Genomic DNA, 14200 nt, shown 5'->3' with positions numbered 1-14200 from the left:
AAGACAGCTAAAGGGGGATTAAATTTGTTTACCTTATTCTTAATCATTAACTTCATAAATATTTTCGCAGCAGTTTTAGTAGACTGGATAATTGGAGATCCTTATAAGTTTCCCCATCCTGTAATATACATAGGAAAGTTAATATCATATTTAGACATGAAAGGAAGAAAACTTTATAAAGATGAAAAAAATCTTAAAGTTTGGGGTGGTGTAATAGTTTTAATAGTGGGTATGGTTAGCTTTTTTATACCCTTTATACTGCTTATGATTTTGAGAAAGAATATAATTTTATATCAGATAGTAAATATATTTCTTATTTGGACAACTATTTCGGCCAGATGTTTGGCAGTGGAAGCTAAAAAAGTATATTATGCTTTGAAAAAAGATAATATTATAGATGCGAGGACTAAACTCTCCAATATAGTTGGAAGAGATACTGCCGGCTTAAATAGTGAGGAGATAATAAGGGCAAGTGTAGAAACAGTGGCGGAAAATACTTCAGATGGAGTTATAGCTCCACTTATTTATGCAGTTTTTGGTGCTCCTTTTGCAATGCTCTATAAGGGGATAAATACTATGGATTCAATGCTTGGATATATGAATAAGAAATATAGATATATAGGCTTTTTTCCTGCAAAGGTAGATGATATATTTAATTTTATTCCAGCTAGAATTACAGGAATTTTTATGTGTATATCTGCCTCTATAGTAAAAGGCAGTACTGCTTGTGCTTTTAAAATAATGATAAGAGATAGAAAAAATCATAAAAGCCCCAATTGTGCATATCCGGAAGGGGCAGCAGCAGGTGCTATGAATATACAGCTTGGAGGTACCAATAGATATTTTGGAGAATTAGTACATAAGTCCACTATAGGTGATAAGTCTGTGGAGTTAAAATTTAGTCACATAAAAGAGAGTATAAAACTTATGTATTTTTCTGAAATCAATATAATGATTTTTTTTGCAATAATATGTATAATATTAATTTTGACTTATTTTTAAAACTATATTTTAACCTGAAAATCATTTTATAAAGGAGAAATCTGGATTTGAAAAAAAACATTCAAGAGAATAATGTACCTATACTTATTTCACTTCTATCTTCTAAGATAAAAGTGATTATAATAGGTGGAGGAGCTGCCTCTTACATAAAATCTGAAAATTTTGTCATGAAAGGATGCCAGGTATATATACTGTCTGAAAATTTTATGGGCAGTTTTGACAATATTAAAAAGCATTTAAATGTTACATTGATTAAAGAAAAATATGATGTACATCACATAGTGGATAAGCATATTGTGGTAATTGCTACAGATGATGAAAAGGTTAATTCAACTATAAGGCAGCACTGCAGGGAGCTTTGTAAGATATATGTGGACGCCACAGATTCCAAAGAGGGAAATTGTATTATACCCTGTCATAGGAGTACTGAAAATATCTCAATAGGAGTAAACACAAAGGGCGTATCTCCCATAACTTCAATATTTATTGCAGATAAATTAATAAACTATATAAAAAAATATGATAATTTTGTGGAATTTAGTTCTAAAGTGAGAAATAGTATTTCCAAAATGGAATACAGGAAAGTTATCATGAATTTTATAAGTACAGATGATTTTTATTTTTTTTATAAAAAAGGAAAAGCCTGTATTGTTATTGAAATGTTTTACAAATGAAAATATAATTTTTAATACGCATCTATTTATTAGGCATGTAAAATTAGTAGATTTTAAAATATATGGAGGAATATAATGAGTCTGATTGAAAATACTCTAAACAAAATAGAAAAAAGAAATGAAAAAGCTATGGAAAATGCTAAAAAAAGATTGGATAACTTGGCAAAACCTATAGGAAGTCTTGGAGAATTAGAAGAAATAGCTATAAAAATGGCTGGAATTACAGGAAAAGTACATAATAAAATACACAAAAAAAATATAGTTATAATGTGTTCAGATAATGGAATATGGGAAGAAGGTATAAGCAATTGTCCAAAAGGATTAACAGCAAACATTACTGAAAATTTTGTTAAAGGTATAACAGGAGTATGTGTATTGGGCGATTTTTTCAAATGTGACAGAACTATAGTGGATATAGGAACTGATTATGATTTCAAAAGTGATGGAATCATAAATAAAAAAATAGATTATGGTACTAGAAATATAGCAAAAGAACCGGCTATGACCAGAGAACAGTGTATAAAAGCCATTGAAACAGGAATAGAAATAATAGATGGACTTGTAAAAGAAGGATATGATTTATTTGGAACAGGCGAAATGGGAGTATGTAATACGGCTACAAGTTCTGCGGTCTTAAGTGCTATATTAAAATTGCCAGTAAATGAAACCGTGGGAAAAGGCTCTGGAATTACAGAAGATAAATTCAAGGCTAAGAAAAAAGCGGTTCAAAATGCCATTAAAATAAATAATCCAAATCCAGAAGATATTATTGATGTTATAGCAAAGGTAGGAGGATTTGATATAGCAGGAATATGTGGATGCTTTTTAGGGGCTGCTAAAAATAGAGTGCCTATTGTAATAGATGGTTTTATATCTTCTGTAGCAGCACTTTGTGCTGTAAAATTAAATGAAAATGTAGTAGATTTTTTATTTCCTTCGCATCTTTCAGCAGAACCGGCGGCTGAATGTGTAATGAAAGAGTTAGGATTGAATCCTATGTTGAACTTAAATATGAGATTAGGAGAAGGTTCAGGATGCCCTATGGCTTTTGCAATATTAGAATCTGCGCTATATGTTATGGATAATATGGGGACTTTTGAAGAAGCAGAGGTAGATGGGAGTAAGCTTATAGATATTAGAAAATGAAGTGGTTCTTAGGTTCAGGTAGAGTTTGCTATAAAGAAATTGTTATCTTCCACTGGATAAATGAAATATTTGTATAAGATTTGTGAAAATATTTTTAAAAAAGTATAGTAGAGTATGTGAAGACTTTATTATACTTTTTTGAGCTTATGTATTTACAAAATTTTAAAGGTAGAGTATAATTGAAAATGAATATCAATATCGATTGAGGGTAAAAATGAAAGAGGAGGAAAAGTATGAGTATTCTAGTTATTGGAGGAGATAAGCTTGGAACTATAACTGACAAGTTAAGAGAAAATGGTTTTAATAAGATAGGGCATGTTACAGGAAGAAAAAAAGGTGATAGAAAGGTTAAAATTCCAGAAAATACAGATTTGGTACTAGTACTTACAGATTATGTAGGCCATAATATGGCGGAAATAATAAAGGAAAGATCTAGGAGAAGTGATGTAGCAGTAATGTTCTGTAGGCGTTCCTGGTCAAGTATGTATAAGAATATAGAAGATTATATGAAACAAATAAAAAGATAAAGGTAGTGATAGTGATTTGTACGAATGAAATATAAAAATATATGATAATAGAGGTATCTGATTTTGTGCTATTTATTCCACAATTTTTTATAACCCAGAACCATTAAAAGAGTGAGTACGGAAACTAAAGCAATAGTACCACCGGGAGCACTGTTTATATAATAAGACAACAATAATCCTCCCATTATATCTAAAAATCCAAATATTATAGAAAATATAAGTGTAATTTTAAAACCCTTATGCAGCTGTAGAGATGCAGCTACAGGCATTGCTATCATAGATGAGATGACTAAGATGCCGAGTATTCTTAGGGATACAGAAATTGTAGCACCTACTAAAAGTGTAAATAAATAATTTATAAGTTTTACCTTTATTCTACATACTTTAGCACCATCTTCGTCAAAAGTTATGTAGAGCAATTGGTTGTAAAGTATTGATAGAGTTATCACAGAAATTATACTAAGTATGAATACAGTATAGAGTTCATTTTTAGATACTGTAAGTATACTGCCAAATAAATAGGAATTTACATTTCCGCTGGCTTTTCCAGTGCTTATAAGTACGATTGCTATACCTACTGATAGGGTAAGTACAATTACAAGTATCAATTCTGCATATTTTTTGTAATAATCTCTTAAAAATTCTATTACAAGTCCTGCAATAGAGGTAAATATAAAAGCTGTAAATATAGGATTGTATCCAAATACAATGCCTATTGCAACTCCTGCAAAGGATGAATGAGATAAGGTATCTCCCATCATAGAATATCTTTTTAAAACCAAAAAAGTACCCACTACAGGACATAATATGGATATAAATATACCTGCAATAATTGCATTTTGCATAAAAGCGTATTGTAACATGATTACCTCCAAAATAAGAAATTAATTTATTTTAAATTCAACAATTCTTTATATTCTTTAAGGGTGTATATGGATGCACTGCTGTCTTTCATAACACATATGTGAGTAGAATTTTTAAGTGCAGCTTCTAAATTATGTTCTACAGCTATTACTGTTATGGATGAATTAGTATTTAAATGTTTTATTATAGTATATAGTTCCTTTTGACTTAGCATATCTATGCCTGTAGAAGGTTCATCAAGTATTAAAAGTTCAGGTGGACCCATCATGGCTCTTGCTATAAATATCTTCTGGCGTTGTCCACCGGATAAATTTCCTATAAGGCTGTTTTTGAAATCATTCATCCCCACATGATTCAGATATACATCTATAAGCTTTTTATCTTTTAGTTTTAAAACTTTCATGTGGCATTTGAGCAGTTCTAAAACTGTAATTGGAAATTGAGAATTAAAATTTTCCATTAGTTGAGGAACATAGCCGATTTTTTTAGTAGATAAGTGAATATGGCCTTTTAATGGGGGTAAAATCCCAAGTATTAATTTAATTAAAGTAGTTTTGGCACTTCCATTTTCACCTATTATTGAAACGTAACTTCCATACTTAATGTGTAGATTTACAGAATCTATTAAATAAGGAGGCTTTCCAGTATAGGAAAAATGTAAATTTTCTATGGTAAGCATAAATAAATTTCCTCCTGCAATCAAGAATTATTTCATAATATATGGTAATAATATATATAGTATAATTTAATTAATATATATTATACACATAGTTGCAAGTGATTTGCAACTATATAAAAATATTTTTATTGCATTTAAGTGATTCTTAAAAAAGTATTGACTAAATAAGTGTGGAAATATATAATAATAAATGTTGATTGCAAAATGAATATGAGGTCCCTTGGTCAAGTGGTTAAGACGTCACCCTCTCACGGTGAAATCAGGAGTTCGATTCTCCTAGGGACTACCAATGGCTGTATAAGAGTGTTTTGAAGGGTTTCAGGGCAGTCTTGTTTTTGCGTTTAACACATTAGTTATAGATGGATATTGATATGTATAGTAATAAATAGGGTTTAACTATTTTCTGTTGTCAATATTGAGTTTAATTTTTTGGTTTGCACACAGTATATAGGCAGCAATATACTTAATTCACCTCATCTTATATTCACTTTCCAAACTTTTATCTAATTACCTAGAGTATTTTTTATAGAAATGCACAAACTTTAAATGTAGCATTTAAAATTGCTCTAGAAAGAGGTGTTTGTTATGGCACGTAACAATAATAATTTAGTAGCACAGGGTAAAGTAGCTAAGTTTAAGAGAAACTCAGCTGAAAAAGTTCAAACAAATTCAAAGAAGATCTACAATGGAGATTTAGTTGACATAGACACTAGTCCATTAGGTGGTAATAAAAAGGCTAAGGCTTATGAGCTGGAACAGTAAATGGTAATAAAACAGCCGAGGCTTATGAAGAAAACTTAAAATAGCAATGTGCCTGTGCCTTAAGGGGTACAGGCTTTAATTTAAAAAAGAGAGCTTCACGCCCTCAAGTTATATTCCACATATCCAAAAACCAGTCTGCCTTTTCTTTCCCCAAAGTACTTAGTAGTGACATATACACCCCAGGTTCTCTAAAGCTTTCTCCCATCTCATGAAATGCCACATCATAGATTTTGCTTAACAATTCTTCATCAAGCATAAAATTATCATCATCCATATAATCACGCCCCCTTTTTATTCCATTATACCTAATCTAAACAATTCGTCAAAATCCCTGTATTATATATTAAATCGGAGGATAGCATATGACCGTTAGATGAGTATAATGTTAAGAATGATAATTCTACAAAATAACACCAAAACCTTTAGAACATAATGTAACAAATGTAAATAATTTAAATTCCTCGGAATTATTAATGAATAGCTTATAGGATAGATAGGTGGAAAAAAATTATTAAGAAAGGAAATTGCAAAGAGGTTTCCTGAAAACTTCAATAGATATATAGAAGTTTTTGGAGGAGCTGAGTGGGTTTTATTTTTAAAAGAGAAGTTGGCAAATTATGCTTAACACTAAGCATCCATGAACTTATTATAGATACCAAACCAACTGTTAACTTACTTATGAATATAGATGGATATACTTCAAGAAGAATTAATTGGATGAGTTTGGGAGGACCCATTGTAACAAAGGTTATACAACAAGCTTATATAAATACAGTCGACTTAGTTAAAAGAGTTAAAAAATATAAGTAAGTTAACAAGATGATGTATTGAGAAAGAATAGTTTCATATACAAGTTTTTTACATAAAGAAAATAGCCCCCTTAAACATTCTTTTAATTACATTACAGCCTTAATAACACCACAGGCTAATCTTTTACCAGATGCTCCAGAAGGTTGAGTTTTATAATCATCTGGACTTTCATGTATGATCACAGATTTTCCAATAATCTGGGTAACATTAAATTTGTCTGTAAAAAAAGTCATTCTAGAATAACCATTATTAGAAAAGAGAACAGGAAAGTCTCCCGCATGATTGCCATGAGGCTGGTTAGTTGGATTCCAATGTTCTCCAGCAGGTGTGAATGGGTCTGAAGGATTACCTACAGCACATGTGCCATTTTGGTGTATGTGAAATCCATGTGGTCCAATTTGAGGGTTTCCATTCATAGCAGGTCTATAAGAAGGCAACCCATTAACCTTCACAGAAACTTCAGTTCCTCCACGTACCTGAGTAAATGTAACAGTACCTCTTATATCAGGAGCTAAAGGTCCTCCCATTATATGAGCCATAGCCTTTCTTACATGCATAATATTCATATCACCTCTATATCCACAACAATCGTAGTTTACAAAGGGACAGTTATATTCATAAAAATACATCATATCCTCCATATTGAATACTTCAATTTATGTTATGTAAAAGCTTTTAAAACAGTTACAAAAATATCAGTACATTACTCTTAAGCCCCTAAATAAACTTGGACAATTATATCTATATTTATTATAATGTAGAAAGTGATTGGAGGCAAACTATGAAAGGAAAAAGTTATACAAAAGAATTAAAAGAAGAGGTATTAAGAGAAGTGAAAGAAGTAGGAAATGTTTCACTGGTATCAAGAAGGCATGGGATCTCAAAATCAACTATATTTACGTGGATAAAGAATTCTAAGGATGAGATTAAAGTTAAGCCTGGTAGAAAAGCTTTGGTTGAGGGAGAAAAAGAACTTGAAAATGAGTTAACAGAAGTAACAAAAGAGAATGATCATCTAAAAAAATTGTTAGGAGAAAAAGATTTAGAAGTAGCAATTCTTAGAGACTTAATAAAAAAATCAAACCCTCAATTAAAGAAAAAGTAGAAATAGCTAAAAAATATATAGATCAAGGATACAATGCAGTATTTGTACTTAAAGTAGTTAAACTCGGAAGATCAACATATTACTATAATTTAAGCGTAGAAGGCAAAGAAAAGGCTAGACCTAAAGGTGGAAAGCCAAAAGGATACAGTATAAACGTAGATGGTGAGAAAGTATGCGATGATCAGATTAAGGAATTTATTTTGGAGGCCATTGATGGGGATGCTATTAACTATGGATATAGAAAAATAACTTACCATCTAAGAAAATATTATAATCTTGTGATTAATCACAAGAAGGTTTATCGGCTTTGCAAAGAGCTCAGAATACTTAAAGACCAGAGAATAATTAAAGCTAAAATAAAGAGAAATATTGCAGTTAACAGAACTATAACAGGCTCAAATCAACTATGGGAAATGGATATAAAATATGGCTACATAGAAGGTGAAGATAAGTTCTTCTACTTACTAAATTTAATTGATATCTTTGATAGGAGCATTATAGATTACCACATGGGTTTACACTGTGAGGCTAAAGATGCTACAGCACTACTGAGAAAGTGCTTAATAAGAAGAAACTTGTTTGAGGAAGGCTCTAAAAAGCCAGTAATAAGAACAGACAACGGGCCTCAGTTTATAAGTCATAAATTTGATGAATGCTGTGAAGGACTTAAAACTGAACATGAGAGAATACCAGTGAAGACGCCAAATAAAAACGCACATGTGGAATCATTTCACAGAATACTTGAGGATGAGTGTTTAAAAATTAATGAATTTCAAAGCTATGCGGAAGCATACAAAATAGTAAATGAATTTATGGAATTCTACAATAATAGGAGATTACATTCAAGTTTAAGATTTATGGCTCCACATGAATTTTATAACCTTTATTTTGGAGAAAACCTAACAAATATTCAAATAAGGGTCTAAATTTAAAAGAAATGAAGAATTTATTAGATTCTGTCCAAAACGAGGGGGTTAATCCGATTAATTAGTATTGTAAATGAAATGATCGTTGAAACCGCTTCGAAATCATAGCTTATCCTCCCCTAATGGTAGACGCTTCATCAATTCCCTCATAATATCGCCTCGGCTGACTGTTCCGATGAGGACGCCATCTTGCGTCACGGGCAGTTTGTTTAGCTTGCGTTCGGAAATAAGACGGCAAACTTCAAGTAACGGTGTACTGCGTGGAGCGGTTATGATGTGCCTTGACGCGATTTCCATTACATTCATCTGCAACAGATTCTTGGCTTTGGCTGTGAAACTCTCTGTGTCCGGCAAGAACAACGAATAAGATCCCGCACCGAAATGCACATCTTGTTTTGCCATATACCGTAAAACATCGCCGTCCGAGATAAATCCGACAATGCGCTTTTCCCCGTCAACAACGGGCAAGCCGCTTGTGCGATAGTCGATGAATTTTTCGACAACCTGCTCTAAAGTATCATAACGGGAAACCGTGTATGGGTCGTCTTTCATTGCTATGTCAAGTTCAAATGACGTATTTTCGGGTGTAACAATGGCGTTCTTTCCATCCTTTACCTTGACGATAACTATAAAAAGAGCAACGAGTCCAATAGCGACACTTAGGCAGTAAGTAATGCGAATCCCTGCCATTTGGGATCGCAACTCACCTTGGCTAGTGGAGAACGCGGACACAAGCGACATTGCAGACACCATAATTGCGGTGCAGAGCGTCGCTGCAACCTGACGCAATGTACTGGACACGGCGTTGCCGTGATGCAAAACTTTATCGGAGAGGGTGCTGATTGACCAAGTGTTTATTGGCGTATTGGCAAGCATAAGCCCGACAGATCGCACGGCGTAACTGACTATCATAAATACCACTGATGTATGAAAGTCGAACAGTACCATTCCCACCGAGCCCAAAGTCACCAAGAACACGCCTGTAATGGCAACGTAACGTGCACCAAAACGGTCGTGGAGTTTTCCCGCAAAATACCCGAATGCCGCTCCCAAGATGGCACCGGGCATTATTACAGTACCCGATATTGTAGCAGATAAACCACGCACCGTTTGAATATAAATCGGCAGGGTAATACCAGCTGCCGCAAGCGAAGCCTGTATGAGCATTGAAATAGTTATCCCTGCCAGGAATCGTTTATCCCACAGCACTCGGATTTGCAAGAACGGTTGTTCAAGTCTCAACTGTCGACGAGCGAATACAAATAGTACAATAGCCCCCACGACAATTAAAGCAACAGCGGCAGGCATTGTCATGGTATGCCCGAACAGTGAAAAACCATACAGTAAGCAGAACAGCCCGAGGGATGATAAAGTGACCGACCATTTGTCAAGCGAAACCTTCTTTGTTTCACCGAAATTTTTCATAGCGACCGCCGCGACAAGTATTACCACCGCTGCTAATGCCGCCATAATTAGGAACATCACATGCCAGCCTATTTTGTCTGTGAGAATACCCGAGATGACGGGACCAATTGCCGGCGCAAACATAAGTACAAGGTTATACAGCCCCATTGCCGAGCCGCGCTTTTCGTGCGGAAAGAGGAGTAATAGAACTGTCATCGACATCGGTAGCATTACTCCCGCACATATGGCCTGAAGTATACGTCCGATGAGGAGCATAGCAAAGTTCGCACCCCATGATGCTAACAGGCTTCCAGCAAAGAACAGGACGAAAATCGATATGAACAGCTTCCTCGTCGAAAACCTGTCCATAAGAAATGCCGAGATTGCGATAACAATCGCATTGACAAGCGTAAAACCCGACACGAGCCACTGCGCGGTCGTGGCACTTACACCTGTCTCAAGCATAATTGATGGAAGTGCGGGATTTATAAGTGTTTGGTTAAGTACCGATAGAAACGCACCAAGCATAAGCACGATAAGAGTGCTTTTTTGTTGCTTTGTCATAATCAAAGTGTCCTTTCCAAAATATTATTTTTAGTGTTTGTAATAAACAATATTAACTATTAGTCAAAATTTTTTCATTCTAATTGCTTTGCTAAATCAAGATATTGTTTCGTCAGTCTTGTGAACTCTTTTGCATCCTTTTCACCCATTGCTTCGAAGATTTGAGCCCCTCGTTTTACTAGTTGTTCACGTTCGCCTTTGGCAACTTCTTTTCCGCTTTCCGTAATGGAAACTATGATTTTACGGCGATCGCTTTTGTTCATTTCGCGGGTTATCAAACCTTTCTTTTCCAATGCACCTAACGCTGTTGCAATACGCGCTGTACTGCTACCCAAACCATCACTGATTTCACTCGGCAAAGCTGTTCCATCGCATTGGCAAAGAAAATTAAGAATAAAAATTTCCCCTTTAGCAAATCTGTTAAAACGGTCTAAAATCAGCCCATTGCGATAATGCGTAACTACCAGACTTATATGTTCAGTAGCAAGTTGGAAGAAATCCATAAATTGATTCTCCTTTCAGTGTTAGTTACTAACAATGTTAATATTATAGCGCGACTTTGAATGCCTGTCAATATCTCTGTATGTTCTACAATGTCTATGTTAAAATTTACTTTAATAATGCTTTTATATGACTACAAGGTGTAGGCAATGTGCATTATAGAACATAATAAAATATTGGACAAATTTAAGGTTTCATTTACTATAATTGAATTGTGTCATTGTTTGTTATACTAGTGTTTTGCTTTCTGCTATTCGTAATTTAAAACAAATATAAAAAGGTCCAAACGAAAGAATGTGGCTTCAGAGTATTTTCACGTATAATATTTATGCAAGAACACATGAATATCTAGTGCATACATTGTATATTACCAATTACTATTAGATTATTTATTGAAAAATCCCGATATAATAGTGAAATAAATTAATGTTTGTTCAGTAAACCTGGCGGCTAATTTATATCATAGTAAGGGGGAATCGATATGTCATTTATTGATAACTTAGGTAAGACAGTCGGAAGTGCAGCGTCAGCGGCTGTTAAAAAATCAGGTGAACTCGTTGAAATAACTAAAATTAATATGAGCATCAACAAAGAAAAAGACAGTATCAGTAAGGTTTATGCAGAAATCGGAAAGAAATTCTATAAAGTCAATGCGGATTCAATGGAAAATGATGAATATACTGAGCTTTTTGAACAGATAAAAAAACATCAACAAACAATTAATGAACTAAAGAAAAAGCTGGATCAGATAGGAGGATAGATACCCATCACTTTTGGGGGTGTAGCTCAGCGGGAGAGCATTGCGTTCGCAATGTGGTGGTCAAGAGTCCAAATGCCTCCGCCTACGCCAAGACATTTGCCTAAAATAGATGTACGACCCATAAAGCTAGTGTTTATACTGGTTGCGGGAGTTTTGAATGAGAAATTCAAAACTCCCTTTTTCATAGTTCATACATTCTACATGTGAAATTTAACATTTTTTAACATTTATTTATCTATAGTATCGTTATTATGAATAAAATTGTTCCTTAAATAAAGAGATAATCTATGATGGAAATGTCATGTTAACAGCGTTCTTGAGTAATGGGAGTGAAATATTGCCGTATACCAGATAGTAGATATAGGGGAGAAATTAGTTGAAAATGTGGTTTTACTAGACAACAAATTTATAAATATAAAATAAGAGGCAATTTAGTTGGAAATTAATAACTCAACATAAATAATTTGCTTTATTTAATAATGTGTGGTATACTTATCAAATACTTAAATGAATCGTAATTAATTTAGACACAGGTATATTTCAATAAGTACTTAATAATATATGTATTTATTATTATCGAAATTTTATTTAGTGTATTATAGTTATTACAGAGAGTTTAAGAAATAAAATTTTGGAGGTACTTACATGACAGGTACAGTTAAATGGTTTAATGGAAACAAAGGCTTTGGATTTATTACAGGAGAAGATGGAAGAGATATTTTTGCACACTTTTCTCAAATAAATTCAACAGGTTATAAAACACTTGAGGAAGGTCAAAAAGTTTCTTTTGACGAAGGAAGAGGACAAAAAGGACCACAAGCAGAAAATATTACTGTTCTTTAATTAGTGAATATTTTATTCCTTAAAATATATATTTAAGGAATTTTTGAATTGCATAGAACAAATGAGATGTAGTTAAGAAGGGGATTAGTAATCCCTTTTCTTTCTTATGAACCATATTAAAACCACATAGAATAAAAACTATTAATGCTGTTAAAGAAATCACATATCTTCACCTATCCTAATTTGTAATTGCGTTCTTATTGTCTATTTTCAGAGCTAATCAAATGCCAAGTTCATGTATTAATTTCTTAAACACATGGTAAGCAGGTTTTAGAGAATAATCGGATTAACCCCCTCGTTTTGGACAGAATCTAATAAATTCTTCATTTCTTTTAAATTTAGACCCTTATTTGAATATTTGTTAGGTTTTCTCCAAAATAAAGGTTATAAAATTCATGTGGAGCCATAAATCTTAAACTTGAATGTAATCTCCTATTATTGTAGAATTCCATAAATTCATTTACTATTTTGTATGCTTCCGCATAGCTTTGAAATTCATTAATTTTTAAACACTCATCCTCAAGTATTCTGTGAAATGATTCCACATGTGCGTTTTTATTTGGCGTCTTCACTGGTATTCTCTCATGTTCAGTTTTAAGTCCTTCACAGCATTCATCAAATTTATGACTTATAAACTGAGGCCCGTTGTCTGTTCTTATTACTGGCTTTTTAGAGCCTTCCTCAAACAAGTTTCTTCTTATTAAGCACTTTCTCAGTAGTGCTGTAGCATCTTTAGCCTCACAGTGTAAACCCATGTGGTAATCTATAATGCTCCTATCAAAGATATCAATTAAATTTAGTAAGTAGAAGAACTTATCTTCACCTTCTATGTAGCCATATTTTATATCCATTTCCCATAGTTGATTTGAGCCTGTTATAGTTCTGTTAACTGCAATATTTCTCTTTATTTTAGCTTTAATTATTCTCTGGTCTTTAAGTATTCTGAGCTCTTTGCAAAGCCGATAAACCTTCTTGTGATTAATCACAAGATTATAATATTTTCTTAGATGGTAAGTTATTTTTCTATATCCATAGTTAATAGCATCCCCATCAATGGCCTCCAAAATAAATTCCTTAATCTGATCATCGCATACTTTCTCACCATCTACGTTTATACTGTATCCTTTTGGCTTTCCACCTTTAGGTCTAGCCTTTTCTTTGCCTTCTACGCTTAAATTATAGTAATATGTTGATCTTCCGAGTTTAACTACTTTAAGTACAAATACTGCATTGTATCCTTGATCTATATATTTTTTAGCTATTTCTACTTTTTCTTTAATTGAGGGTTTGATTTTTTTATTAAGTCTCTAAGAATTGCTACTTCTAAATCTTTTTCTCCTAACAATTTTTTTAGATGATCATTCTCTTTTGTTACTTCTGTTAACTCATTTTCAAGTTCTTTTTCTCCCTCAACCAAAGCTTTTCTACCAGGCTTAACTTTAATCTCATCCTTAGAATTCTTTATCCACGTAAATATAGTTGATTTTGAGATCCCATGCCTTCTTGATACCAGTGAAACATTTCCTACTTCTTTCACTTCTCTTAATACCTCTTCTTTTAATTCTTTTGTATAACTTTTTCCTTTCATAGTTTGCCTCCAATCACTTTCTACATTATAATAAATATAGATATA

At 33.1% G+C, this 14200-nt stretch carries 16 protein-coding genes, 1 tRNA gene and 1 pseudogene; 11 read left to right on the top strand and 7 right to left on the bottom strand.

Translation table 11 applies throughout. The annotated features are described in order from the left end of the window. Nucleotides 1-24 precede the first annotated feature (24 nt). The 4 genes from cbiB to BS101_RS16090 all read left to right on the top strand — a co-directional run bounded on the left by cbiB (nt 25) and on the right by BS101_RS16090 (nt 3349). Nucleotides 25-1002: an adenosylcobinamide-phosphate synthase CbiB gene (gene cbiB, locus BS101_RS16105; RefSeq protein ID WP_073539759.1), complete on the top strand. Its 978-nt coding sequence runs from the start codon at nt 25-27 to the stop codon at nt 1000-1002. 47 nt (nt 1003-1049) lie between these two features. Continuing rightward, nucleotides 1050-1676, top strand: coding sequence for an NAD(P)-dependent oxidoreductase (locus BS101_RS16100; RefSeq protein ID WP_073539758.1), 627 nt, complete (start codon nt 1050-1052; stop codon nt 1674-1676). 75 nt (nt 1677-1751) lie between these two features. Then, nucleotides 1752-2822 carry a nicotinate-nucleotide--dimethylbenzimidazole phosphoribosyltransferase gene (cobT, locus tag BS101_RS16095; RefSeq protein ID WP_073539757.1) on the top strand — a complete coding sequence of 357 codons (1071 nt, stop codon included), beginning with the start codon at nt 1752-1754 and terminating at the stop codon, nt 2820-2822. 233 nt (nt 2823-3055) lie between these two features. After that, nucleotides 3056-3349 (top strand): DUF2325 domain-containing protein, encoded by a 294-nt coding sequence (locus BS101_RS16090; protein ID WP_073539756.1) that lies wholly within the window; start codon nt 3056-3058, stop codon nt 3347-3349. A 68-nt stretch (nt 3350-3417) separates the two neighbouring features. Here BS101_RS16090 and BS101_RS16085 read toward each other — a convergent pair whose 3' ends face one another. Both BS101_RS16085 and BS101_RS16080 read right to left on the bottom strand, forming a co-directional pair. Beyond that, nucleotides 3418-4212: a metal ABC transporter permease gene (locus BS101_RS16085; RefSeq protein ID WP_073539755.1), complete on the bottom strand. Its 795-nt coding sequence runs from the start codon at nt 4210-4212 to the stop codon at nt 3418-3420. 26 nt (nt 4213-4238) lie between these two features. After that, nucleotides 4239-4892, bottom strand: a complete 654-nt coding sequence (locus tag BS101_RS16080) for a metal ABC transporter ATP-binding protein (RefSeq protein ID WP_073539754.1) — start codon at nt 4890-4892, stop codon at nt 4239-4241. A gap of 214 nt (nt 4893-5106) precedes the next feature. On the opposite strand from BS101_RS16080, the gene BS101_RS16075 reads away from it, so the two are divergent. Continuing rightward, nucleotides 5107-5181, top strand: a tRNA-Glu gene (locus BS101_RS16075). A gap of 296 nt (nt 5182-5477) precedes the next feature. After that, complete coding sequence (locus tag BS101_RS23435) at nt 5478-5654, top strand: hypothetical protein (RefSeq protein WP_198039496.1); 177 nt, start codon at nt 5478-5480, stop codon at nt 5652-5654. Nucleotides 5655-5757: 103 nt separating this feature from the next. On the opposite strand, the gene BS101_RS22905 is transcribed toward BS101_RS23435, so the two are convergent. Beyond that, nucleotides 5758-5928 (bottom strand): hypothetical protein, encoded by a 171-nt coding sequence (locus BS101_RS22905; RefSeq protein ID WP_156876067.1) that lies wholly within the window; start codon nt 5926-5928, stop codon nt 5758-5760. A gap of 219 nt (nt 5929-6147) precedes the next feature. Between BS101_RS22905 and BS101_RS23995 the strand changes: the two are divergent. Then, nucleotides 6148-6270, top strand: a pseudogene (locus tag BS101_RS23995) (DNA adenine methylase); the annotation flags it as partial. After that, nucleotides 6237-6464 (top strand): DUF3189 family protein, encoded by a 228-nt coding sequence (locus BS101_RS24280; protein WP_073539753.1) that lies wholly within the window; start codon nt 6237-6239, stop codon nt 6462-6464. The pseudogene BS101_RS23995 and the gene BS101_RS24280, both read left to right, overlap by 34 nt. A gap of 86 nt (nt 6465-6550) precedes the next feature. On the opposite strand, the gene BS101_RS16065 is transcribed toward BS101_RS24280, so the two are convergent. Further along, nucleotides 6551-7093, bottom strand: a complete 543-nt coding sequence (locus BS101_RS16065; RefSeq protein WP_073539752.1) for a superoxide dismutase family protein — start codon at nt 7091-7093, stop codon at nt 6551-6553. Between the two features lie 152 nt (nt 7094-7245). On the opposite strand from BS101_RS16065, the gene BS101_RS22410 reads away from it, so the two are divergent. Further along, nucleotides 7246-8495, top strand: a protein-coding gene (locus tag BS101_RS22410) for an IS3 family transposase (protein WP_156876004.1) whose coding sequence is annotated in 2 segments (ribosomal slippage) — nt 7246-7534 and nt 7534-8495 — 1251 coding nt in all. Because the reading frame shifts where the segments join, the coding sequence is not laid out codon by codon here. A 102-nt stretch (nt 8496-8597) separates the two neighbouring features. Here BS101_RS22410 and BS101_RS16050 read toward each other — a convergent pair. After that, complete coding sequence (locus tag BS101_RS16050) at nt 8598-10463, bottom strand: DHA2 family efflux MFS transporter permease subunit (protein ID WP_073541359.1); 1866 nt, start codon at nt 10461-10463, stop codon at nt 8598-8600. Between the two features lie 74 nt (nt 10464-10537). After that, nucleotides 10538-10966, bottom strand: coding sequence for a MarR family winged helix-turn-helix transcriptional regulator (locus BS101_RS16045; RefSeq protein ID WP_073539751.1), 429 nt, complete (start codon nt 10964-10966; stop codon nt 10538-10540). Nucleotides 10967-11445: 479 nt separating this feature from the next. On the opposite strand from BS101_RS16045, the gene BS101_RS16040 reads away from it, so the two are divergent. Together BS101_RS16040 and BS101_RS16035 are read left to right on the top strand one after the other, a co-directional pair. After that, on the top strand, nt 11446-11724 hold the full coding sequence (locus BS101_RS16040; RefSeq protein ID WP_073539750.1) for a hypothetical protein: 279 nt from the start codon (nt 11446-11448) through the stop codon (nt 11722-11724). A 645-nt stretch (nt 11725-12369) separates the two neighbouring features. Next, nucleotides 12370-12567: a cold-shock protein gene (locus BS101_RS16035; protein WP_073539749.1), complete on the top strand. Its 198-nt coding sequence runs from the start codon at nt 12370-12372 to the stop codon at nt 12565-12567. A 338-nt stretch (nt 12568-12905) separates the two neighbouring features. Here BS101_RS16035 and BS101_RS22405 read toward each other — a convergent pair. Further along, nucleotides 12906-14155 (bottom strand): IS3 family transposase gene (locus BS101_RS22405; protein WP_156876004.1). Its coding sequence is split into 2 segments (ribosomal slippage): nt 12906-13867 and nt 13867-14155, totalling 1251 coding nucleotides; the frame shifts between segments, so codons are not numbered across the junction. Between the last annotated feature and the right edge of the window lie 45 nt (nt 14156-14200).

Origin of the sequence: Clostridium kluyveri (assembly GCF_001902295.1) — a bacterium.
GTDB lineage: Bacteria > Bacillota > Clostridia > Clostridiales > Clostridiaceae > Clostridium_B > Clostridium_B kluyveri_B.
Note: the sequence above shows the minus strand (reverse complement) of the source record. Positions and strands in the feature narration are given on the sequence as shown.